20 protein-coding genes are annotated in these 22,717 nt (G+C 54.8%); 8 read left to right on the forward strand and 12 right to left on the reverse strand.

What is annotated here, in order from left to right; all coding sequences use genetic code 11:
- The 8 genes from AYK82_RS05940 to AYK82_RS05975 all read right to left on the reverse strand — a co-directional run bounded on the left by AYK82_RS05940 (position 1) and on the right by AYK82_RS05975 (position 9,929).
- On the reverse strand, positions 1–1,545 hold the full coding sequence (locus AYK82_RS05940) for an ABC transporter ATP-binding protein (protein WP_068312711.1): 1,545 nt from the start codon (positions 1,543–1,545) through the stop codon (positions 1–3).
- Between the two features lie 98 nt (positions 1,546–1,643).
- On the reverse strand, positions 1,644–2,708 hold the full coding sequence (xdhC, locus tag AYK82_RS05945; protein WP_068312636.1) for a xanthine dehydrogenase accessory protein XdhC: 1,065 nt from the start codon (positions 2,706–2,708) through the stop codon (positions 1,644–1,646).
- Between the two features lie 2 nt (positions 2,709–2,710).
- On the reverse strand, positions 2,711–5,092 hold the full coding sequence (gene xdhB, locus AYK82_RS05950; RefSeq protein WP_068312640.1) for a xanthine dehydrogenase molybdopterin binding subunit: 2,382 nt from the start codon (positions 5,090–5,092) through the stop codon (positions 2,711–2,713).
- A complete protein-coding gene (xdhA, locus tag AYK82_RS05955) occupies positions 5,082–6,608 on the reverse strand; it encodes a xanthine dehydrogenase small subunit (RefSeq protein ID WP_068312643.1) in 1,527 nt (508 codons plus the stop codon). Before xdhA ends, xdhB begins: the two co-directional genes overlap by 11 nt.
- 1 nt (position 6,609) lies before the next feature.
- Positions 6,610–6,954: a hydroxyisourate hydrolase gene (uraH, locus tag AYK82_RS05960; RefSeq protein ID WP_068312646.1), complete on the reverse strand. Its 345-nt coding sequence runs from the start codon at positions 6,952–6,954 to the stop codon at positions 6,610–6,612.
- Positions 6,955–7,160: 206 nt separating this feature from the next.
- Complete coding sequence (locus AYK82_RS05965) at positions 7,161–8,138, reverse strand: quinone oxidoreductase family protein (protein ID WP_068312649.1); 978 nt, start codon at positions 8,136–8,138, stop codon at positions 7,161–7,163.
- Between the two features lie 120 nt (positions 8,139–8,258).
- Positions 8,259–8,981 (reverse strand): CDP-alcohol phosphatidyltransferase family protein, encoded by a 723-nt coding sequence (locus AYK82_RS05970; protein WP_068312652.1) that lies wholly within the window; start codon positions 8,979–8,981, stop codon positions 8,259–8,261.
- Between the two features lie 30 nt (positions 8,982–9,011).
- Positions 9,012–9,929: a DUF2182 domain-containing protein gene (locus tag AYK82_RS05975; RefSeq protein ID WP_082733783.1), complete on the reverse strand. Its 918-nt coding sequence runs from the start codon at positions 9,927–9,929 to the stop codon at positions 9,012–9,014.
- A 157-nt stretch (positions 9,930–10,086) separates the two neighbouring features.
- Here AYK82_RS05975 and AYK82_RS05980 point away from each other — a divergent pair, with 157 nt between their 5' ends.
- Entirely contained in the window at positions 10,087–11,328 is a 1,242-nt protein-coding gene (locus AYK82_RS05980; RefSeq protein WP_068312655.1) for a UbiH/UbiF family hydroxylase, read from the forward strand.
- Here the strand turns inward: AYK82_RS05980 and AYK82_RS05985 are convergent.
- Complete coding sequence (locus AYK82_RS05985; protein ID WP_068312717.1) at positions 11,325–12,269, reverse strand: AEC family transporter; 945 nt, start codon at positions 12,267–12,269, stop codon at positions 11,325–11,327. The genes AYK82_RS05980 and AYK82_RS05985 overlap by 4 nt on opposite strands.
- A 231-nt stretch (positions 12,270–12,500) precedes the next feature.
- On the opposite strand from AYK82_RS05985, the gene AYK82_RS05990 reads away from it, so the two are divergent.
- The 3 genes from AYK82_RS05990 to hspQ all read left to right on the forward strand — a co-directional run bounded on the left by AYK82_RS05990 (position 12,501) and on the right by hspQ (position 15,014).
- Entirely contained in the window at positions 12,501–13,379 is an 879-nt protein-coding gene (locus AYK82_RS05990; RefSeq protein ID WP_068312658.1) for a lysophospholipid acyltransferase family protein, read from the forward strand.
- 152 nt (positions 13,380–13,531) lie between these two features.
- Positions 13,532–14,569, forward strand: a complete 1,038-nt coding sequence (locus AYK82_RS05995; protein ID WP_068312662.1) for an HpcH/HpaI aldolase/citrate lyase family protein — start codon at positions 13,532–13,534, stop codon at positions 14,567–14,569.
- A 112-nt stretch (positions 14,570–14,681) separates the two neighbouring features.
- The gene (hspQ, locus tag AYK82_RS06000) at positions 14,682–15,014 is read left to right on the forward strand and encodes a heat shock protein HspQ (protein ID WP_068312665.1); all 333 of its coding nucleotides are present in this window, start codon (positions 14,682–14,684) and stop codon (positions 15,012–15,014) included.
- 92 nt (positions 15,015–15,106) lie between these two features.
- Here the strand turns inward: hspQ and AYK82_RS06005 are convergent, their stop codons facing one another.
- Positions 15,107–15,715, reverse strand: coding sequence for an invasion associated locus B family protein (locus tag AYK82_RS06005; RefSeq protein ID WP_208976412.1), 609 nt, complete (start codon positions 15,713–15,715; stop codon positions 15,107–15,109).
- Between the two features lie 348 nt (positions 15,716–16,063).
- On the opposite strand from AYK82_RS06005, the gene AYK82_RS06010 reads away from it, so the two are divergent.
- Genes AYK82_RS06010 through AYK82_RS06025 form a run of 4 tightly spaced genes read left to right on the forward strand, consistent with a single transcriptional unit; the run spans position 16,064 to position 21,560 of the window.
- The gene (locus AYK82_RS06010; RefSeq protein WP_068312671.1) at positions 16,064–17,932 is read left to right on the forward strand and encodes an extracellular solute-binding protein; all 1,869 of its coding nucleotides are present in this window, start codon (positions 16,064–16,066) and stop codon (positions 17,930–17,932) included.
- Positions 17,933–17,950: 18 nt separating this feature from the next.
- Positions 17,951–19,585 carry an AMP-binding protein gene (locus AYK82_RS06015; RefSeq protein ID WP_068312673.1) on the forward strand — a complete coding sequence of 545 codons (1,635 nt, stop codon included), beginning with the start codon at positions 17,951–17,953 and terminating at the stop codon, positions 19,583–19,585.
- A 19-nt stretch (positions 19,586–19,604) separates the two neighbouring features.
- The gene (locus AYK82_RS06020; RefSeq protein WP_068312676.1) at positions 19,605–20,849 is read left to right on the forward strand and encodes a hypothetical protein; all 1,245 of its coding nucleotides are present in this window, start codon (positions 19,605–19,607) and stop codon (positions 20,847–20,849) included.
- Between the two features lie 54 nt (positions 20,850–20,903).
- A complete protein-coding gene (locus tag AYK82_RS06025; RefSeq protein ID WP_068312679.1) occupies positions 20,904–21,560 on the forward strand; it encodes a DsbA family oxidoreductase in 657 nt (218 codons plus the stop codon).
- Between the two features lie 27 nt (positions 21,561–21,587).
- On the opposite strand, the gene AYK82_RS06030 is transcribed toward AYK82_RS06025, so the two are convergent.
- Both AYK82_RS06030 and AYK82_RS06035 read right to left on the reverse strand, forming a co-directional pair.
- Positions 21,588–22,370, reverse strand: a complete 783-nt coding sequence (locus AYK82_RS06030) for an ABC transporter permease (protein WP_068312682.1) — start codon at positions 22,368–22,370, stop codon at positions 21,588–21,590.
- Between the two features lie 105 nt (positions 22,371–22,475).
- A partial coding sequence (locus AYK82_RS06035; RefSeq protein ID WP_156453274.1) for an integrase core domain-containing protein occupies positions 22,476–22,717 on the reverse strand: 242 nt, incomplete at its 5' end.

Genomic DNA, 22,717 nt, shown 5'->3' on the forward strand with positions numbered 1-22,717 from the left:
TTAGTGTCCTTTACCCGCTTTGGCCTGCTTTGCTTCACCCAGGCCGGCCATCAACAGGCCAATTTGCTCGCGGTTCATGCTGTCTTTTGGGGCTGGCTCTGACAATTGCCCGCGCGAAATCACAGCAATCTTGTCTGCCACCTCGTAGATCTCGTCCAGATCCTGCGAAATCACGAGAACCGCCGCCCCCGAGCGCGCCAGATCGATCAGCGCCTGTCGGATAAGCGCCGCCGCGCCAGCATCCACGCCCCACGTGGGTTGATTGATAACCAGAACCCGTGGTGAGCGGTCCAGCTCGCGGCCAACGATGAATTTTTGCAAGTTCCCGCCCGAAAGCGCCCGCGCCTCGGGGTTCTCATGGGCCATGCGCACATCATATTGCGCTGCAAGGCGCCGTTCACTGCGCAGCGCTGCACCGCGCGACAGCAAACCGGCGCGCACCAGATCCTTGTCGCTGGCATGACGGGTAAGAATAACATTTTCAGAAAGCGGCAGGTCTGGCGCCGCCCCATGCCCAAGCCGCTCTTCAGGGACAAAGGCCGCCCCAAGCCTGCGCCGATCATTGATCGAACGCCGTCCCACCGGCACCCCGAGTAAATTGATGTCGTAGGCCGCCTTGGTCTTCACCTCACCGGAAATCACATCAAACAACTCACCTTGCCCATTGCCCGCAATACCGGCAATGGCCAGCACCTCGCCGGCATGCAGCGACAAGTTGATGCTCTCCAGCGCCACAGCAAAGGCACCTTCGCCCGCATGGTTCAAATCAGTGAGCTGTAACAGCGCTTTACCCGGCATCGCCTGCGCACCCGCATCAACCGCATGCACATCTCCGCCCACCATCAACTGCGCCAGGCTGGCCGCCGTCTCCTTAGCCGGATCACAAGCGCCAACCACCTTGCCATGCCGCATAATGGTAGCCCGGTGGCAAATGCGCTGCACCTCTTCCAGACGGTGAGAAATGTACAGGATCGCGCAGCCCTCATCCGCAAGGCGCGTCAAGGTTTTGAACAGATCCTCCGCCTCCAGAGGCGTTAGCACGGAGGTCGGTTCGTCCATGATGAGCAGATCAGGCTCTTGCAGCAAACAGCGCACGATCTCGATCCGCTGCCGAATACCAACGGGTAGATCCGCCACAATGGCGGTGGGATCGAGTGGCAAGCCGTATTTGCCTGAAACCTCGATAATATCCGCGCAAAGCTGTTTTAGCGGCACACTTTTCGGCAGGGCCAACGCGATGTTCTCTGCCACGCTGAGCGCCTCAAACAGCGAGAAGTGCTGGAACACCATGCCGATACCAAGCTTGCGCGCCGCCGCCGGATTGGCCACCTTCACAAGGTTCCCTTTCCAATGCAGGCTGCCGCCGCCGGGCTCCAGTGCACCATAAAGAATTTTGACCAAGGTGGATTTGCCAGCGCCATTCTCGCCAAGCAGCGCGTGGATCTCGCCTTTGTTCAAGCATAAATCCACATTATCGTTGGCCAGCGTTTCGCCAAAGCGTTTGCTGATACCTTTTGCTCGGATTAATTCCGTCCCGGATGCCACCTTGCCGCTGCTCCTGTTGTTGCTGCCCGCATGTGTCGCTTGCAAGTCGTGCTTGCAGATTTATCAAGTATTCCTGTCTGGGCAGTTGCCCGGCAAGATCAAATTTTCTGCAGCGTGCGCCCTGTTTTTAGGCAGTTTTGCGATGCCGACAACTGCAGCAATTGCGCGCACACCGAAACGGCAATTTGCTTTGGTTGCTTCGAGTTTAACCCCGCAATACCTATAGGGCACACCAGTTTTTCCAGTTGCGCTGGCAGAACACCTAAAGCGCGCAACCGTCTCAGGAAGCGCGCGCGTTTGGTTTTGCTGCCAATAAGCCCAACAAAGAAAAGATCTGATCTGCATAATAGCGCATGCACCACCTCCAGATCGATTGCGTGATCATGGCTCATAACCAGCGCAATTCCGCCACTTGGGAGGTACCCTACCGCTCTTGCCGGTTCCTTTAGATGAAAGTTCTTTGGATTGGAAGAGTGCAACCCGTTAAAAATATCGGGCCGATTATCAACCAGCGTGACATCAAAGCCCACTTCAGCCAGTAAAACGCTTAAAAAACGGCCGATATGCCCCGCCCCCCAAATAAAAACGGGCGTATCGACACTATTAAAACTCTCCACAAGAGATGTGCTCTTAAGCTCAATATTGTCGCAAAGAAGTTGTGGACGGCACTCTCGAGGGCCAATACGCCCACCGTGAAGCACTGCACTTGCACTGAACTTGCCCCGCGCCTCAAATACGCAAAGTTTTACAAGTTCAGAATATTCTTTCGCTGAAAAATATTGCAGTAGCGCAATAATTCGCCCACCGCAGCATTGTCCAGTATCCGGCCCGAGGGTAAATGAGCGCGTCACATAGGCCGGACCCTGCATTTCCTGCAGAGCCTGTACGCAAGCTTGAGAACCACCGCTCTTACTTGCCCCCTCCTCTCGCAGGGCGACCAGTTTTTCTTGAGGTGAACTCAAGATGTCACGGGAAAGTTGCAAAAGCGCATATTCCAGCTGCCCCCCGCCAACAGAACCTTCAATGCGCCCATCAGCGCCCATCACCATGAACGCGCCGTTTTCTCGGGGGCTGGACCCTTCAACTTTTGCAAGTCGAACAAGCACCGCCGCGCCGGTGGTGCGAACGGCTTCCTCGCAGGTTTGCCAAAGCCGCGCTGCCATTGCTAGGACCCGTTCTGCGCATGGGCAAAGGGCAATACCTTGGCCCCGCCAAGCTCTTTTTGTGCCTGTGCGCAGCGCCAAATTTCCTCTGGCGTCGCTGGAGCTCTTAGCTGCGGAAAGTGACCCGGTGCCAACGAATGCAAAGCATCCCCGATGGCACAGAACACCGCGTTTGCCAGCATAACCGGCGGCTCGCCAACTGCCTTGGATCGATTGACCACATCCTCGGGATTTCCAGCGGAGTTGAACAACTCCACCTCCATCGCCGCTGGAACGTCTCTGGCACATGGGATCTTGTAGGTAGAGGGGGCATGCGTACGCAAGCGCCCCGCATCATCAAACACCAGCTCCTCACTGGTAAGCCAGCCCAGCCCCTGCACAAACCCGCCTTCAATCTGGCCCCGATCAATGGCAGGGTTGAGGGAATGCCCCACATCTTGCAGGATATGAACCGCTTCCAGCCGCATTTCCCCGCTGAGCGTATCAACGAGTACCTGCGCGCAAGCTGCGCCATGAGCAAAGTAGTAAAATGGCCGTCCACTCGCGCTTTCGCGGTCCCAGTCCAGTCTGGGTGTGCGGAAAAACCCTTGTGCTGAAAGTGAAATCCGCGCTTGATGTGCCTGCTTGGCCAGTTGGGCCAATTGCATCACTGCCTTGCCTTTAACCAGTACTTGATCCTCGGAAAAACTGATATCTTGCACCGCCGCGCCGCTTTGCGAGGCGAGAAAGGCTTTCAGTCGTGCTTGAATCTGCCCGATTGCATCCAGCACCGCCATGGCGTTTAGATCAGTGCCGGAAGAGGCCGCAGTTGCCGAGGTATTGGGCACTTTTCCGGTGGAGGTGGCCGCCAAATGGATCTTATCCAGGCAAACGCCCATGCCCTGCGAGGCGACCTGAGCGATTTTTTGGTATAGCCCCTGCCCCATTTCCGTGCCGCCATGGTTCAGATGCACCGACCCGTCACGATAAAGGTGCACCAAAGCCCCGGCCTGATTAAGCTCGGTCAAGGTGAATGAAATTCCGAATTTAACCGGCGTCAGCGCAAGGCCCCGCCGCAAATGGCCGCCTTTCTCGTTAAACGCTGTCACTGCAACCCGCCGCTCGCGGTAGCGGCTACGCGCCTCCAGCTGGCTCAGTAGCGCCTGTAAGGTGTCCGCCTCCTCATAGGCCATGCCATAGGGGGTGGTTGTACCCCTTTGGCCATAGAGGTTGGCGTAACGTATATCCAGCGGATCGCGCCCCCGCGCGCTGGCAACCGCATCCATCAGGCGCTCTGCGGCAAGCATCCCTTGCGGCCCGCCAAAACCTCGAAACGCCGTGTTCGACACACTGTCGGTCTTCAGGCGCCGCGACTTGATATGTACCTCGGGATAATAATAGGCGTTGTCCAGATGAAACATGGCCCGATCATTAATGCCAAGCGAGAGATCAGCGGAATGTCCGCAGCGCGAAGCAAGATCATAGGTGACCGCCTCAATCCGCCCCTGCTCATCAACGCCTGCTTGCGCCTTGATAAGAAAGTCATGCCGCTTGCCCGTTGCGATCATATCATCATCGCGATCCAGACGGCATTTGCAGGGCCTGCCCGTTTTATGCGCCGCCAGCGCAGCCAACGTCGCCCATTGATTGGCCTGGGATTCTTTGCCGCCAAAGCCCCCGCCCAGACGCCGGACATTTACATTCACAAAACTCTCGGGCAGATCGAGCACCTTGGCGACTGTGTGCTGCACTTCACTTGGATGCTGGGTAGAGCTGTAAACCTCTAGCGCACCACCATCCTGCGGCAGCGCCATTGCTACTTGCCCCTCAAGGTAAAAGTGATCCTGCCCCCCCACATCCAGCTCAAGTTCGACCTGTTGGACACTGCGCGCCATACCGCTGGCAATGTCACCACGCCCGAAAGCATAGTCGGGCAACACACTGTCGCTGCTCTCGATCGCTTCACGCAAATGAACCACCGGCTTATGTTTTTCAACTTCCAGAAAGGCCAGTTTCGCCGCCCGCCTAGCCGCTTTGCGCGAGGTAGCTACCACCGCAAACACCACTTGCCCATGAAATGATATGGCCTGCTGCGCCATCACCGGATCACCGCCAAAGCCGGGAGAGCAATCATTCTCCCCGGGAATGTCTGCAGCGGTTAAGACGCAAACAACCCCGGCAGCATTTTTCACGCTGGTCAAATCCAGCTGCAAGATCTCGCCAACCGCAGCGCCGCGGCACAACCCCGGAACCACATGTAAGATACCGGTTGGTTCGGGAATATCGTCCACGTAGCGTGCAGCACCAGTTACATGTGCGTGGGCGCTGTCATGCGCCAGCGCTTTGCCAATCACTTTTGCTGGTGTGTTCTTGCCACCTTGCCCGTAAATACCACTAGAAGACATGGGACACCTCCCCGGCATCAAAACGGTGCAGCCGCTCCAGCCCCGCTCCCTTGCCCGGTAGCTCCGCCAGCGCACGCAGCAGCATTTGCTTGGCAGCTGCCAACCGGTACTCTCGCGAGGCCCGCATGTCGCTTAACGGTTGAAAATCCTGCTCAAGCGCGTAATACGCAGGGTGCCCGTTATCGATGCCGGCAATGCTGCTGCCCCGCAGCGCCGCCTCACATCGTCTGGCGCGCTTTGGTGTTCCTGCCATACCGCCAAAGGCAATGCGTGCCGAGGTAATGCGATTGCCAGTCACCCGCAGACAGAAGGCGCCCAATACTGCTGATATGTCCTGATCAAACCGTTTCGTCAGCTTGTAACAGCTAAAGCGCTGATCCGGCTGGCGGTAGGGCAGCGCGATGCGCGCGACGATTTCCCCCGTCTCAAGCGCCTGCTTGCCATATTCAATGAAAAAATCCTCCAGCTCCAGCCAGCGGCGTTCCGATTTTTTCTTGGCAAGTTCCACACGCGCCCCAAGGGCGATAAGCAGTGGCGGCATATCGCCTATGGGTGAACCATTGGCAATATTGCCACCAATCGTACCTGAGTTGCGCACTTGAACAGAGCCGATACGCCCCAGAACCTGCCCCAGATTTGGATACATCTCGCAAAGAGTCTCGCTGGCCTGAGAATAGGTAACAGCAGCGCCGATATGAACCGCATCGCTTTTCCATTCGACGCGCTTCAGGCTTTCCACACGTGTTACATCAATCAGGCTCGGCAATTCCTCACATTGCTTGGTAATTTCTAGTGCAAGATCGGTGCCACCTGCCAGCAGCCGCGTGCCCGGCGCTCTGTCATAAAGTGCCAGCAAGTCCTCCAGATCCGTAGGGGCCGCAAAAAATCCGTTGGGTGTAGACAGAGCCATCGCCGGTTCAGTGTTTAAGTGCCGCAGCAGCACTTCTGTCTTATGACGCCGCGCAAAAAACTTGTCAGCCACAGGCTTGTGACAGGCCGCAAGCGCTGCCTCAACAAGCGGCGTGTAACCGGTGCAGCGACAAAGATTGCCCGCAAAACTATCCAAGACATGACGGCGCTCCAATTTTTCAAAGCGCCTCCCCCCGTCCTGATGTGCCATCTCCATCGCCAACAAACGCTGCTGATAAAGTGCAAAGCAAGACATGACAAAACCGGGTGTACAAAAACCGCATTGTGAGCCATGGTGGTCAACAATTTGCTGCTGAACAGGGTGTAACTCTCCTGCCTCGGCCAAGTCTTCCACCAATATCAATTCGCGCCCGTCCAGCTGCCCAAGCAACATGATGCAAGCGTTCACCGCGCGGTAGCGAACCCCTTCTTCCTGCAGTTCGCCAATCACCACAGTGCAAGCGCCGCAATCCCCCTCGGCACACCCTTCCTTGGTGCCCTTAAGCTGTAAATCCTCACGGATGTAATCTAAAAGGGTGTCATCTGCATCCCGTCCCCGCAGTTCGATTATACGTCCCGCCCGAACATATTTTAGTACCTCACGCATATCAGCTCCCCCTATAGGTGGTGTAGCTGAAGGGCGAGATCAGCAACGGAACATGATAATTCGCGGAACCATCTGTCACTGAGAAACGAACGGGCACATCTTGATAAAAGCTCTCTTGGCCGCGCGCGCTAAAAAAAGTCCCTATTGCAAAGCGCAACTCATAAATACCGCAGGGCATCGGTGTCCCACTGCGCAGCGGTGCATCACAACGCCCGTCTGCATTGCTTAACGCCTCGCTGACTTGCACCCAACTTCCGCCCTCAGACAAGTGCCAGAGCTGCACCGCAACACCTGCCGCAGGCTGTCCAGCGGCAGCTAAAAGAATATGCGTCGAGATCTTGCCCATGGCATCTCCTAGGATTTAGGTGCACCAAAGGTGCGAAAAAAGCCCAATTATGCCCAAAAACATAGCTAGAATAGCCGGGCACACGGCATTAAAATCAAAATAGTAAAGCGACAGGGCGGGCTTGCACCATGACATATTTGGGCAAAACTCTAAGCCCCGCGCGGAAACAATGCATACTGCGCGAGTTTGTACGCAACTGCTTTATCTCAGGGCAATAGCAACGTGGCGCCGGTTGTCTGTCGTCCTTCAAGTGCCACATGCGCCTGCGAGGCCTCCGCCAGCTTGAAACGCTGGTTTATGCATATTTGCAAGGTGCTATCAGCCACTTTCTCCAGCATTTCGCCCGCACAAGCCAGCAATGCCTCCCGCGTTGCCGTATAGGCAAACAAGGACGGCCGCGTGGCAAATAACGAGCCTTTCTGCGCTAACAGCCCCAAATCAAATGAAGGCAAGGGCCCTGAGGACTGGCCAAAGGAAACAAACATCCCTCGCGGGCGCAAACAATCAAGCGAACCGGGAAACGTAGCTGCGCCAACCCCGTCATAAACAACGTGGCACTTCGCTCCACCGGTGATCTCAGCGGTGCGGGCGACAAAGTCTTCCTCACTATAATTGATGATATGCGCATAGCCATGTTGACGCGCCAGTTCCGCCTTTGCCGGATTACTGACCGTTCCGATAACATTCGCCCCAAGGCTTGCCGCCCACTGGCCAAGCAACAGCCCAACACCGCCAGCAGCAGCATGAAACAACACCCAGTCGTCCTGCTGTACTTTGTAGGTCTGGCGCAGCAAATATTGCGCGGTCATTCCTTTCAGCATCACTGCCGCTGCCTGCTCATCACTAACACGATCGGGAATAGCAACGAGATGGCGTGCTTCGATCAGCCGCTCACTTGAATAGGCGCCAAGCGGGCCTGCATAGGCCACACGTTGCCCAACTGCGACATCCTCAACTCCCTCGCCGACTGCCAGCACAACACCGGCCGCTTCATTTCCCGGCGTAAAAGGCAATCCGTTTGGTGAGGGATAAAGGCCAGAGCGAAAATAGGTATCAATGTAGTTCACACCAATCGCGGTGTGCTTTAGCAGGACTTCACCGCGGCCCGGCGCCCCAACCTCACAGTCTTGCAGGTGCAACACCTGCGCACCGCCTGTTTGGTTGACAAAGATCGCTTGGCTCATCCGTTCCTCCCGACAAATCTATATGGAACAGCAGAGTAACGCAGTGTGCCGACGGCACCTAGCGGTTTTTGTAGGTATTTCGATGCAATTTTCGCCAAGATCTGCGGAAATTTTCAGCAACTATCCGTTTTCGTGCCGCCATATCACCAGTTGTTGTACGCCGCCCACGCACAGCAAATAAAGCGACGTCGCTGTGATAACCCCGTAAACCGCGCCGCTAATGATAAAGTCATTGGCAAAGGAAATCCACAAACCTGTGGTCCAGATTGCCAGCACAACAAGTGTTAGTGGCCGCCACATTTTGGTCCGCACCGGATGCACAAACTCCAGAGGAACGAAGGTGAGAATTGAGCAACCGACAATCAGCACAACACTCACCGCAACAGGCACCTGCAAACCGATGATCACCGCAATCACCATATTCCAAACTCCGGGAAAGCCACTGAACCCACCGGTTTTGGTTTTCATGTCGCCATCAGCAAAGTAGATCGCACCCGTAAATACAATCAGGCAGCCACCAGCCAAAGCCATCCACTCTGGGAGTACCCCGCTTTGATAAAGTGCAAAGGCAGGCAAGAAAACATAGGTGGCGTAGTCAATCACCAGATCGAGAATAACCCCGCTCCAACGCGGCAAACGCTTGGCAAGATCGTAATGGCGCGCCAGTGGGCCGTCGATCCCGTCAACGAACAAAGAGACTAACAGCCAAAAGAACATCTGAGCCAGATCGCCATTCGCTCCGGCAATCAAAGCCAACAAAGCCAGCGGTGCCCCAACTGCGGTCAGCAGGTGGATCAAAAACAGGCTCCGATCAGATTTGCCATTGTTTGCGTTGGCGGTCACGGCATTTGTCCTTTAGCTGTGGCTAGAAAATCATCCAGCGACTATTCGCGAAAAGAGATGCGAAAGAATCTGCACATCACCAGAAGTGAAGTAAAGATATGCCCCGCCCCATGCAAGCAAAACCACACCGATGATGTAGCTTAAGCGGCGTGAACCCACGGTTTTTTCAAGAGCCATCACACCGCCAAGTAGCGCAATCCAGAGAATGTTCATCACACCAACGGCAAACATCAACGCCATCAACGCCCAGCAACACCCAAGGCAGTATATTCCCTGCTCGACGCCAAACGCGAAGGCAGAGCGCTGTGATGTCCCTGCCTTGGCCGCCTTAGCCACAACAGGCACCCGGCAACGATAAAGACATGCCTGTTTAAGCGGCGTAAACTGATAGATCCCTGCAAAGACAACCGTGCTTGCCGCAAATACACCTAGTGTCGGCGCCATCATCGGGCTGAGTGCCCCCGCAATCTGTAAGAGATACTGCCCGCCACTCGCTAACAGACAAAACGCCGCCCATGCGCTGAGATAGCCACCTGCAACCTGCAACATGCCCCCCGCATCACGCGCACTCTCAAATGCACGCAACATGGGCAAGGCCGTTGGCAGCATCATCGCCAACACCATCATCAACCACATCAGCAAGATCAAGGCAAAATCCCGCAGTGATGGCTCCAACAGAGCGGGCATACCAAACCCTGAGGCTGCTTGCGGCAAACACAGCGCGGCCAGCTGAAGGCGCACCTCCTCCGGCAGCCCGGCAAACACGTTAAACTGGTTGAAAATCTGCATCCCCGGCCCCATGGCGCCCATATCCATGATCTGCACCATGTCAGCGACCATAAACCCAAGATAGACCCAGCCAAGCGCAGCACAGACGAGCAAAAACACGTAGGCCGAAGCCGTTCGGGCCCGCTCGCTAAGCAAAAAGCTGGTGGAAGCCTCAAGCATTTTTATATCCAACTGTTGCGTCCTGTGGGATAGCTCCCCCTAAATGCTCTATATAAGCCAATGCTCCTACGCGTGCAAAAGCCAATTTGCGTGCCTGCGCGTTTTACAATCGCGCGAGGGAAGCAAAGGCCTGACAGTTTTATAAGGACGCCGCCCGATGACCACGCCAAACAGCGCCACTGCCCCAAACACACAGCAGCACTACCAAATCGCTGTGGTCGGCGCCGGACCGGCAGGCATGATCGCCGCCCTTGCTTTCGCCAGCCAAGGTTTTGAAGTGGCACTCATCGGCCCACCAGCCAATCTGGCTGACGAGCGCTCCACCGCACTGATGCAAGCCTCCATTCAACTGCTAGAAAACATCGATGTCTGGCCAGAACTGGAAGCAGAAGCGATCCCGCTTGTGAATATGCGCCTGATCGATGGCTCAGATCGCCTGTTTCGCGCGCCGGAAATCACCTTTGGCGCAGCAGAAGTCGGCCTGCCCGCCTTTGGCTACAATATCTTGAACAGTCGCCTGAATGAGCTGCTGGATGGCCTGATAAATAAAAGCAGCAAAATAACGCGTATTGAAGGGCTGCTGCACACCATGCAAAGCGACGATGCTGCGGCGCACCTGCGCATAAAAACCGCATCTGGGCTGACAGCGCTCAGCTGTCCGCTGGTGATCGCCGCTGATGGCCGCCGTTCACAGGTGCGCGAGGCCGTGGGCATCAGCACCCGCAGTTGGTCCTACCCGCAAACCGCTCTAGTGCTTAATCTGGCCCACACAGGCAGCCACGCAAGCACCTCCACCGAATTTCACCGTAAGACCGGGCCCTTCACCCTTGTCCCAATGGAGGGCGACGCCTCTTCGCTCGTTTATGTGGAAACGCCGGAGCGCGCCAAACAGCTCACCGCACTGCCAACCGAGGAGTTGGCACTGGAGCTGGAGCGCACCTGTCAGTCCGTGCTGGGAAAATTCACCGTTATCTCCAAATTGCAGAGTTTCCCCATGTCGGGCCATAGCGCCCAGAAACTGGCCTCAAGCCGTGCTCTGCTGATCGGCGAAGCGGCGCATGGCTTCCCCCCCATTGGCGCGCAAGGGCTCAATCTGTCTCTGCGTGATATCGGAGCAGCCATGGAACTGGCGCAATCTGCAAGGCAGGAGCAGCAGGATCTCGGCAGCCGGGAGATCATGCAGGTCTATCATAAGATGCGCTGGTTTGACATGACCTCGCGCACAGTCGCCGTTGATCTGCTCAACCGTTCGCTGCTTTCCAGCGCCATTCCGGTGCAATTGCTGCGCTCCATTGGCCTGATGGCCCTCTCGCGCTTGCCCTTCCTGCGTAAAATACTGATGCGCGAGGGCATCGCCCCTTCGTGGCGCACCCCGCCCACCATGAGTAAGCGCCGTTAAAGGCGACCCTGCTCGATCAAATAGATAAACACCGGCAGAGACACCACAGAAAGCAAAGTGCCCACTAATACCGCGGTGGATGCGCGGTCCTTGTAGGTGTCATAGTGCTGCGCCAGAATGAAAACATTGGCCGCAGGCGGCAGCGCCGCCATCAGCACCGCAGTCGCAATCCACTGCGTGTTGGTGACACCGATCCAGTGCAGCACGTTGTAGACGAGCAGTGGATGTACCACCAGTTTGAGGACGAGGAGAAACGGCAGCTCCACAGTACCGCGTCTCCCCGGTTGTAGTGCAATCGTGATCCCCATGGCAAACAGCGCACAAGGCGCCGCTGCGGCCCGTAAAAACTCCAGCAATTGGTTGATTGCTTGTGGTGGCTTGAAGCCAAGCACAGCTGCCATGATCCCTGCCCCAACTGCAATGATGAAAGGGTGGGTGATAATATCCAGCGCGATTTGCCCCGCCACTTTTAAAGGGCTTTGGTCACGCGTGCCGGAAATCGACATCATCAACGGCACCAGAATAAACAACAGGATCGTATCAAAGCAGAGAATCAGCGCAGTCGGTACCGCCGCCGCCTCGCCCAGCACCGCCAAGGTCACTCCCGGCCCCATGAATCCGATATTGGAATAAGAGCCTACCAATCCTTGGATCGTCGCCTCGTCCATGCGCCCTTGCGAGGCCAGCACGCCCACAAAGAAGGCCAGCACAAACACGGTAAACGTGGAAAGGGTTGTGGCTGCAATGAAGGTGAAATTGGTAAGTTCCTCAATCGGCGTGGCCGAAAGCAGCTGAAAAAACAGCGCAGGCAACGCCAGATAAACGACAAAGAAGCTCATCCAAGCCAAGCCATCTTGCGGATGCGGCCCCAACCGGCCAGAACCATAGCCCAAAAAGATAATGAGGAAAAAAGGGAGAGCTAAGTTTAGCACCTCAAGCATGCGTATATCCTTAAATACCGTTTGGCTCGCACAATCCATTAGGATTCTGCCATAAACCTTGCGTGGAAGTCCTTAGCATTTAACGGGAGATTAGCGACAATGTGGCAAGAGGGTAAACGTCTGTTTGCAATTCGGGGACAAACCGTTTAGGCAAGCCACTCAACTTTGCGGTGCGCAAGCGGAAGACCTCTTGCCCGTCGCGGTTTCAAGTCATTGGTATTAAACGGGACTATGCGCGCTAAAAGCTCCAAGAAAATCTCGCATCTTGTCGAATTTGCCGGATTGCGCTTTGCAATTGCCGTGATGCACATTTTGCCCTTGGATTGGGCCACCGGTCTTATGGGCTATTGCTGGGAAAAAGTCGCCCCGCGCACCAAGCGCCACCCTCGCGCCCTTGCTCATTTGGCCGCCGCCTTTCCCCACCATACCCCTGCAGAAAACGACGCGATCGCCCGGCGCATGTGGAACAATCTCGGCCATGTCGCCGCTGAAACTGTCCTGCTAGATAAGCTGGGGGCAGATCCACACCGCATCAACGTGATAGATCGCGACGTTTTTGACAGGGTGCAGAAAAGTGGCAAAGCAGCGGTCTACGTCACCTTGCACGCGGGAAATTGGGAAACCGCTGGCCTGTGCGCCCGCGCAGTCGGTAGCGGCATAGCCGGAGTTTATCAACCGCTCTCCAACCCCTATTCGGAACGCTATCTGGCCGCACTACGGCGTCCATTCTATGCCCATGGCCTGTTTCGCAAAGCGCACAACACTGGGCCAAAGCTGATGTCCTTGTTGAAAAGCGGCGGTTCTGTCGCGTTTGTAGCAGATGTGCGCGATCGCCGCGGTGTTGATATCGAGTTCTTTGGCAAAGCGGCCACCGCAACACATATTCCAGCGCTAATGGCCCGCGTTTTTGATTTGCCCTTGATTGCTGTCTATGCAAAGCGCACCAAGGGCTCGAATTTTGATGTCTATGCGCAGGAATTGCAGCAGGTTCGCACCAATGACAAGCGCGCCGACGCAACCGCAACAACGCAGCGCATCCACAATTGCTTCGAGGCGTGGATTCGCAAGGATCCGGCGCAATGGATGTGGATCCTCAAAAAATGGCGGTAGCAAAGCCGTCTAGTTGGTTCTTTCCTCACCTTTTTGTTAGGTTTTTGCAGTGCAGCATCTCTGCTATTCTGGGCACAAGGTGAGGAGCAAACGCTTGGCTCACACAGTGTCTTTAGGGTCTGCCACATACGGCATCTGTTTGGAGAGAGCGAATGAGCCAAAAACTGCCGCATGCCTTTTTTGCCCCCCTTGCCATTGGTGCTCCCCGCCCACAAATGGAGCCGCCGGTCAATGTGGAGCGGATGATTCACTTCATTCCGCCGCATCTTGAAAAAATCCAAAGCAAAATTCCGCAATTACAGCAGGAAGTTGATGTCATCCTCGGCAATCTTGAGGACGCCATCGCCATAGAAGACAAAGAGGCTGCCCGTGCTGGCCTTATCAAAATCGCCAAGGAAAATACTTGGGGTAAGTGCGCTCTCTGGGCAAGGATCAATGCACTGGAAAGCCCATGGGCCCTGCAAGACATTTGCCAAATCGTAGCAGAGGCGGGAAACCTTGTCAGCGTTTTGATGCTTCCAAAGGTGACTGGGCCTTGGGATATACACTATCTCGATCAATTGCTTGCCCAATTAGAGGCGCAGCACAAGGTGCAAAGTCCAATCCTGATACATGGCATCATTGAAACCGCCGAAGGCGTGGAGAATTTGGGGGCTATTGCCCGCGCCTCCCCTCGTATGCAGGGCCTAAGCCTAGGTCCTGCCGATCTGGCCGCCTCGCGCGGAATGAAAACCACCAGGGTTGGCGGTGGCCATCCCGACTATCGTATCCTTGCAGATCAAGGTGGTGACAATGGCATACGCAATCACTACCAACAGGATCTATGGCACTATACATTGGCTAAACTGGTAGATGCTTGCCGTGCCAACGGTATCAAGGCCTTTTATGGCCCCTTTGGCGATTTCGCAGATACCGATGCGTGCCACGCGCAATTTATGAATGCATTTTTGCTTGGTTGTTCGGGCACTTGGACACTGCATCCCTCGCAAATTCCAATTGCCCGGCAAGTGTTTAGCCCTTCAAAAGAGGAAATTGCATTTGCGCGAAAGATCATTATGGCTCTGCCAGATGGCGCCGGTGCAGCAATGATTGACGGCAAGATGCAAGACGACGCCACATGGAAGCAAGCAAAGGTGATCGTGGAATTGGCAGATCAAATTGCTGCGCGCGATGGCTCTGCGAAGCCGTAACGCAGGGTGGCTGGTAACACGACACCATTGGCAAGAACTTGACAATTGTGCCAAGACGTGACTTTAACAGGCGCAACAGACGTTTCTTTAAAGAAAGCTTGATAGCGCAGCAATGCAAAGCATTAGAACGGCAAAATTCGGGATTGGCAAGGTCGTGCGCCACCGCACCTTCGGGTTTCGCGGCGTAATTTTTGACGTCGATCCTGTTTACGACAACACCGAGGAATGGTGGCAGTCGATCCCAGAGGATGTGCGTCCCCACAAGGACCAACCCTTTTACCATCTGCTGGCAGAAAATGATGAGGAAGAATACGTCGCCTACGTATCTGAGCAAAATCTTGTCGAGGACAGCAGCGGCGAGCCCATAACCCACCCACAGCTTGACGACGTGTTCTTCGAAGATGAAGACGGCGCTTTGGTCGCACGGGACATCTACCTGCAATAAACAAGCCGCGCGCTCCAGATTGATGGGAACCAGACAAAAATAAAGGCCACCCTTACCGGGTGGCCTTGTTATTTTTGTCGCACTAGAGCGCTCTACTGACCCTGAGAAGCCTTGCGTTGCTGCTCAATCAGCTTTTGCCTTGCAGCTTCCGCCCGTGCTTGCAGCTCAGCCTGCAAACGTTCCTGTTTGGCTTGCAGCTCTTCTGGTTTGATCGCAGCACCGTCGTAAACTTTAGTGAAGCCTTTCAAAGTCATCTCAAAAGGACGGGCCTTACCCTGTTGGTTCAAGGTTGTAACAATCAGCTTACCGCCTCGTTTTAAGCCAGTGATGAAATCATTGCTGATAACCATTTCGGCAATACAGGCATTTGGGAAGCAGATGGTATAAGGCGCTTTTGCTGGCTTATTTCCGTCAACTTGGATAAGCAGGCCCTGCTGCAGCAACATCCCTGGCGGCACAGCAATATGCAGCAGCTTGCGATCTTCTCCGGTAATCTCACGCACAGCAGCCTGCACCAGCACCTGACCAGTGGCAGCCCGCAATTCCTGAGTGATAAGGCAGTGCTCTTTCTTCGACTTTGGATCGGTATTACAGATTTTCGTCCATGCATCATCAGCGCTTGCTTGTGCATTGGCAGATACAGCCATGCTGGCAAAGCCGAGTGCGGCAACGAAAGCACCGCCAACTAATTTCCTAAACATAATTGCCATCCCAATTCTCTGGTGTACCCAACGCCGTCGCCATGGCCAAATGAATGCACGCCAACGTGAGTGGACAGGCTGTTCCCGTCAATCCTTCACAAACTGTTGGGTAACCGCTTTGAACACGAACCGGCACCCGTTCCAACGTCCTTAATAAACATCTCCCCATCAAATTTCCACCTGTAGATGGCGCAAAGTGACCAGCTTTTCCAAAGCTGCGTATACTGGCGCTTGCCGGGAAACGAATCCCAGCTAATGTCGCATTGGTAAAAACGGCATAAGAACAGGGCGTATGCAAGGTAAAACAATCCTTGCAACCCAGACCGGCAAACTTTAAGTGAGGGCGAAATGAAGCAGATGAAGATATTGACAAGGCACAGTGTTGTAGGTGCCAGCCTCTTGCTTCTGCTTGGCCCTTTGGGCATCGCCACCAATGCCGCCCCAGATGAGGACGTGCCGTGGCGCCACGCCATTGCTATGCACGGGGAACCCGCCTTGCCCGCAAATATCAAGCATTTTCCCTATGTCAATCCGAAGGCCAACAAAGACGGCAACATCACCTTTGGCGTGCAAGGAACGTTCAACAGCTTGAACTCCTATGCACTAAAAGGCGCTTGGACATCGGCTCGCGGCATGCGGGAACGGGAGATGGGCTCGAATGTTTTGGAGAGCCTGTTGGCGCGTTCCTACAACGAACCCTTCAGCCTATACGCACACTTGGCCGAGGCCGTACGCCTGCCTGAGGACCGTTCGTGGATAGAGTTTCGGCTAAACCCCAAAGCGCGGTTTTCCAACGGTGACCCGGTGACCGTTGCAGATATTATCTTTTCGCTACAAACAATTCGTGATCATGGCCGCCCGCCCTACCGCGGCTGGTATGCGAAAATCAAAGAGTTTAAAGTAACAGGCGAGCGCAGCTTGAAACTGGTGTTCGAAAACGGTGATGATCGGGAATTGCCGCTGTTGATCTCGCTCGCACCAATTTTTAACAGCCGGACAACAAACCCGCAGGGCTTTGAGGCAACCACACTTACACCGCCCATTGGCTCCGGCCCCTACACGTTCAAAGTGATCGAGCCGGGCCGCCGCACCGTCTATGAGCGCGACCCGAATTACTGGGCAAAAGACCTGCCTCAAAAAACCGGCTTTGATAACTTTAAACACATTACTGTCGACTATTATCGCGACTATAACGCCTTGCAAGAAGCATTCCGTAAAGGGGATGTGGATGTGCTGGTCTACTCCAATCCCAGCCTTTGGCAAAAAGCGCTAGATTTCCCCGCTGGTAAATCGGGAGAGGTGGTGAAAGACGTCTTTGCGCGGCAAACTCCGGCAAACTTCCTCGGCATCGCCTTCAATACCCGTAAAGATGTGTTTAAAGACAAACGCGTGCGCCAAGCGTTGGCCATGCTGTTCGATTTTAAAGCGATAAATCGCACTCTGTTTAGTGATCTCTACCAGCGTACTGGCAGCTACTGGCAGAACTCGGAGTTATCCGCGCTTGGCCACCCAGCTGGTGAGTGGGAGAAGACGTTTTTCGCCAAATATCCAGATTTGGTTGAGCCTGAGGTAATGCAAGGCACATGGCGACCGACAGAAGCGAATGGCTCGGGGCGTGATCGCAAGATTCTGCGGGCGGCCCTGCAAAAACTGCAGATGGCTGGCTATCAGCTGGAAAACGGCAGTTTGAAAAGCAACGAAACCGGGGAGCAACTGTCCTTCGAACTATTGGTCCGTGATAATGACGAGGAAAAAGTAGGGCTAAGCCTAAAACGCACCCTCAAGCTTGTTGGCATAGTTCTGCGTTTACGCCGGGTTGATGCCGCCCAGTTTGAAGAACGACGCGTCAATTTTCAGTTCGATGCAGTATTCAACACTTGGTTCGCCTCGCTCTCCCCCGGTGGTGAGCAATATGCAAGATGGTCTAGCAACGCAGCCGATACGCCCGGGTCGCGCAATATTGTTGGCGCAAAGGAACCGGCGATTGATGCGCTCATTGACGCTATGGTAGGTGCGAGAGATCGCGAAGAGTTTGTACAAATCGTCCGCGCTTTTGATCGAGTTCTTATTTCAGGCGCCTATGCAATTCCGCTGTATCACGCCCCAGCGCAATGGTATGCCCGTTGGACACATTTACAACGCCCTGAAACAACACCGCTTTATGGTGTCGAATTTGACATCTGGTGGGCAAACAACAATTTAACAAATAATCAGTAGCCCTGGAGTGGCCTTGGAATGATCCTGTCGGATGAGCAAACTATTGCCGACTATAGCAAAACTGGCGTCTGGGGAAATGTCACCTTGGACGCGCTTTTTCGCCGCGCTGCCCAACAAAACCCGCAAAGGATAGCCCTTGTTGACGCGCCAGACCGTGAAAGCTGGACCAGCGGCGCACCGCGCGCGCTAACCTATGCCGAAGCAGAGCAGGAAATCCGCGCCCTTGCAGGCTTTTTCAGCGCCGTCGGCTTGGAGCCTGATCAAATCATTGGTCTACAAGCGCCAAACACAGTAGATACGGTTCTCACCATCCTAGCTGCCATGCGCGCAGGGCTCGTTGTTGCGACCTTTCCGTTGCATTGGCGTCACAACGAAGTCTTGCCCGCGCTTGTATCCATCGACGCCAAAGCCTTGATTACAGCAGATAGGGTTGAGACCCGGGTGATCGCAGAGGATGCGCTCGCCGCTGCCAGTGATAATTTTAATCTGAAATTTGTTTTCGGCCTTGGCAAACAGCTCCCAGATGGCATCTTGGAAATATCACAGGTAATAAATCAAGCACCGGAGCAGTTCGAAGAGCCACGCATTCATCGCCCGGGACAGGCGGCAAACCACATCGCATCATTAACGTGGGTAACAACACCGGATGGCCCAGCCCCGGTGCCGCGCAGCCATAACCACTGGGTCGCCGCTGGCCTGATGCCGTTTTTGGAAACAAGGCTTGAGGCCGGAGCCAAGATACTTCTGCCATATCTGCTCACAGGTTTATCCGGCTGGGGCGCAGGTCTTGTGCCTTGGCTTTTATGTGAAGGCACGCTGCACCTGCATCACCCACTTGCTTTGCATTCCCTTACAGATCATGCCCGCTGGATCGAGGCCGATTATCTTCCCGTGCCAGGATCTTTGGCACCGTATCTGGATGAAGCGCTGCAAGGATGGCAAACAAAAATACTCGCTGCATGGAATACATCTGCCATGCCCCCTGTGGAATACGTGCCTTTAGGGGATTTCTACGATCTCCATGTTGCAGAGGAATACGGCATGGTTTGCCGCTTGCGTGGCAAGTCAAAAACCCCTCAGCTCTTTGATAAAGGTCCCCTCGCAGCCCCATCCGCCAGCCCCCATGCTCCCACACTTATCTCTTTGAATTCAACAGTGAAAACCACTGAGGATGAGACGAGAAATTTCCTTTCACTCGGCGGCGCGATGAGCCCGGATGTGGCCTATCCCACCCATAAGTTTTCCATTAATTTCTCTGAAAACGGTTTCATCAACACTAAAATTCCACTGATTGAAAGTGACCATAAAATATGCGGATTTGGGCGACCAGAAGCCACTGCCCCAGGAATTGCTCAGCTCGACTCACTAGATGAAGTCTACGGGGCTTTCCCTGAGATAAAGGAAGCAGCAGCTTTTTTGGTAGATGATGAGATCGTTGGACAGCGGCTGCTGGTTGCCGTCGTTCCGCAATCTGGCCACTTTGTTAAGGTGGATGCCTTTTACGCATATCTTGATGCATGCCGGGTCTCGGTCGCCCATTATCCGCATCAGATACTGCCTGTGCCGTCGATCCCGCGCACCCCCAACGGCGCGGTAGCGCGCCAGCAGCTGGCAGAAAAGGCATCTGCTCTTAAGTCGCAAAAAGTGGCCTAAGCAATAAGGATGTACAGTTGTGAAACGCTACGATGTACAAAAGCAGTTCGAGCAAGCGCCACTGAAGGTGCCAATTATCGCCCCCGGCAATACCCATATTCAACAGTGGTGGTGTCGCATGGGGGCATCGGAGAACTTTTGCTTCACACCAACAGCAGATGCATTGCGCGCTGTCGTCTCTGGTGGCGCGCCGCTACCGCCGGCGGTCATTCTCGTTTGGAACACTGTCAATCCGCCGCAAACACTTGAAGCCTATCAGGTTCTGCAGGAATTGCGCCACAAGACGGGTGTTGAGGTGCCAATCATCGTGATTGCCGCCAACAATGCAATCGTACCTGTTACCTTGAAAGCGCACGCGGTTTTTTCCGATACATTGCCCGCGGCGACTTTGATGAATGAAATTATCCGCTTAAGCCGTACTTCTGTTCGCTCTGAAGAGGCAAAGGTGCGCCGCTCACTATTTGGATCACAAATTTCACAGGGGGGCCGCTCTCATCAACCCCGCTCCCGGTTTGTCGGCATTATTGGCTCGGCCATAGAAACAGACAAGGACCGGTTGGAAACAGCGTGCCATCAACTTGGTCGCACGCCGATTTGGCTACAAACGCTTGATGGTGTCTTCGCGTTGACTAATGGTCAGCGCGCCGCATTCGATGCCTTCTTTGTGGATGCTGATCTGGAGGACTGCGCACCGCACCTCACGCAAGTTGGCCAGATTTATCGCCGTCGCAAACCGCCGGTATTTGCGTTTACCAATTACAAAGCCAGCTATGCAGACCTTTATGAAGCAGGGGTTCCCCGCGTACTGCCAGCAAATTTGGGGATTAAAGCTCTAAAAGGCCACTTGCGCACGGCCTTCCGTGCGCGTCAAAGGGCTCAAGTTTCCGATGCTGTGCTAGAAAGGACCAGCGCTTGGCTCTCGCGCGCCGACGAAGGCCGGACCATCCCTTTGGTGACCTATAATAAATATCTCGAAGGGCTTGAGGTTTCCACCACCCGGCGCGGGGAAAGCGTCAATGAATTGCACTTGATGGATCTCTTACGCCGCTTCTCCGGGGTCAATCTACCGGCATTCCTACCCGATATGAATCAGGTGGAAGGTGCCATCCTTTCATTGGCAATGGCCGTCTGCCGCGACGAGGATTTTGTCGCAAATGTCGAGAAACTAGGTCCGGTTGCCGTGCTGCGCTCTCCATTGGGCAAACAGCAACTTACGCAACGGATTAACACCCTTATCAAAACCACAGGAATTGCTAGTATTTAATGCGAAATTGCGCTACCTCGTAAATAAATAAGAATACAAGAGGGTAAAATCTCGATGAGCGCTTCAAATCCTATTCGCATTACAGTGATTTCTGATGTGGTGTGCCCGTTTTGCTTTGTTGGGCAAAGGCGTCTGGAAGCTGCTATTCAGGCGCTTCCGGATGAACACGTCGAGGTTCTCTGGCGGCCATTTCAATTGGATGCCACGCTGCCCCCTGAGGGAATTTCCCGCGAAGAGTACTTTGTAAACAAATTCGGTTCCATGGAACCTGTCCGCCGCATGCAGCAGACTCTCATGGTTATGGGCGAGGAAACGGGGATTAACTTTGCGTTTGATCGGGCAGAAATCGCGCCCAACACCCGCGATTGCCACCGCCTCATGCATTGGGCCACCCCGGGCGCGCAACAACAGCAGCTGGTGGCACACCTGTTCTCGCGGTTTTTCGAAGAGGGTGCCGATTTCACCCAGCAAAGCGAATTACTTGATGCTGCCGAAGCCTGCGGCATGAACCGCGAACTCACCAAAGCCCGCCTGGATAGCGAAGAGGATATCGATACCATCGCCCGCCAAAACGACGAAGCGCACACCATGGGTGTAAACGGTGTCCCCTTCTTCATCATTGATGATCGCTTCGCCATCTCTGGGGCTCAAGAAACGCAGACACTCGCTGCTGCCATTCAACACGCGCGACAAACCAAATCGGAAAGCTAGTGCCGTAATTTCAACACCCGGGCGGGATCACCCTACCGGGCGGAATAAACCAGACGGGCCAACAAGGCGGTGACTGGCAGTCAACAACGCCGCAAGCGTGGCCAAGCTTTGGCAGGCCGATATGCCAAGCATAATGGCAATCTGAAATTGTACCGCCGTCAGCGGGTCCGCCCCGCCAAGAATCTGCCCTGTCATCATTCCCGGCAGCGAGACCAGCCCGAGTGTCGCCATGCCTGCCAATTGAGGCCCATAAGAGGCCATCAGCGCTCTGCGCAGCAGCGGCAAAGACGCTTCATAAGGGCTCGCACCCATCACCAGCAAAGCGCGTATATCTTCTCGCTCGCCCTCATGGGCACCCGCCAGCCGTTGCATCGCGACAACCAAGCCACTCAGTGCATTGCCAAGCAGCATTCCGGTGATCGGTATCAGATACTGCGCATGATACCAAGGGGTTGGCTGCACCAGCACCAGCAAGAACATGGCAAGTACAGGAACCGCCCCGCCCAGCAGACCAAAACTGAGAGGTAGGTACATCTTACGCAATGGCAACTTCGCCCGCTGGCCAACCGTCAAAGCCGCCATGCCAATCATAACAAGCAGCCAAAGCAGATTGAGGGCCGGATGATCTAGCTTGAACACCACCTGCAAATAGACCCCTACCAGCAAAAGTTGTAGACTCATACGAGCAACACTCATCAGCAGGGATCGGATAAGTGACTGCAGCCCCATCTGCCAAAGAACGGCGATTGGCAGCAACAAGATGAAATAGAAAAGCGCCAGTGCGCTCCAAGACAAGGCTCCGCCAAGCATTCTAGCCTCTCCCGCTTGTCATCTCGTGAAACACGCCGCCCTCAAGTCGGATATGTCGATCAAATGCACTAAGAATGTGTATTGACCCAGCAATTTCTGCTCAAGTTATGCCGCTAATTTGTATGCCTCGTTAGGTGTCTTCATTGCAAGCGCCTGATGAGGCCTCAAGCCATTATAAAACGTAACCCAATTAGCAATTGTTCGGCTGGCATGGATTAGGCTTTCGAAGCGCTGGCGATGAACGCATTGCTCCTTCAGCGACCGGATCAATCGTTCCATCATGCCGTTCTGCTGCGGACAATATGGTGTGATGAACTCTTGGCGCAGACCGTAGCTTCGGACCAGGG

Origin of the sequence: Polycladidibacter hongkongensis, from assembly GCF_001561995.1 — a bacterium.
GTDB lineage: Bacteria > Pseudomonadota > Alphaproteobacteria > Rhizobiales > Stappiaceae > Pseudovibrio > Pseudovibrio hongkongensis.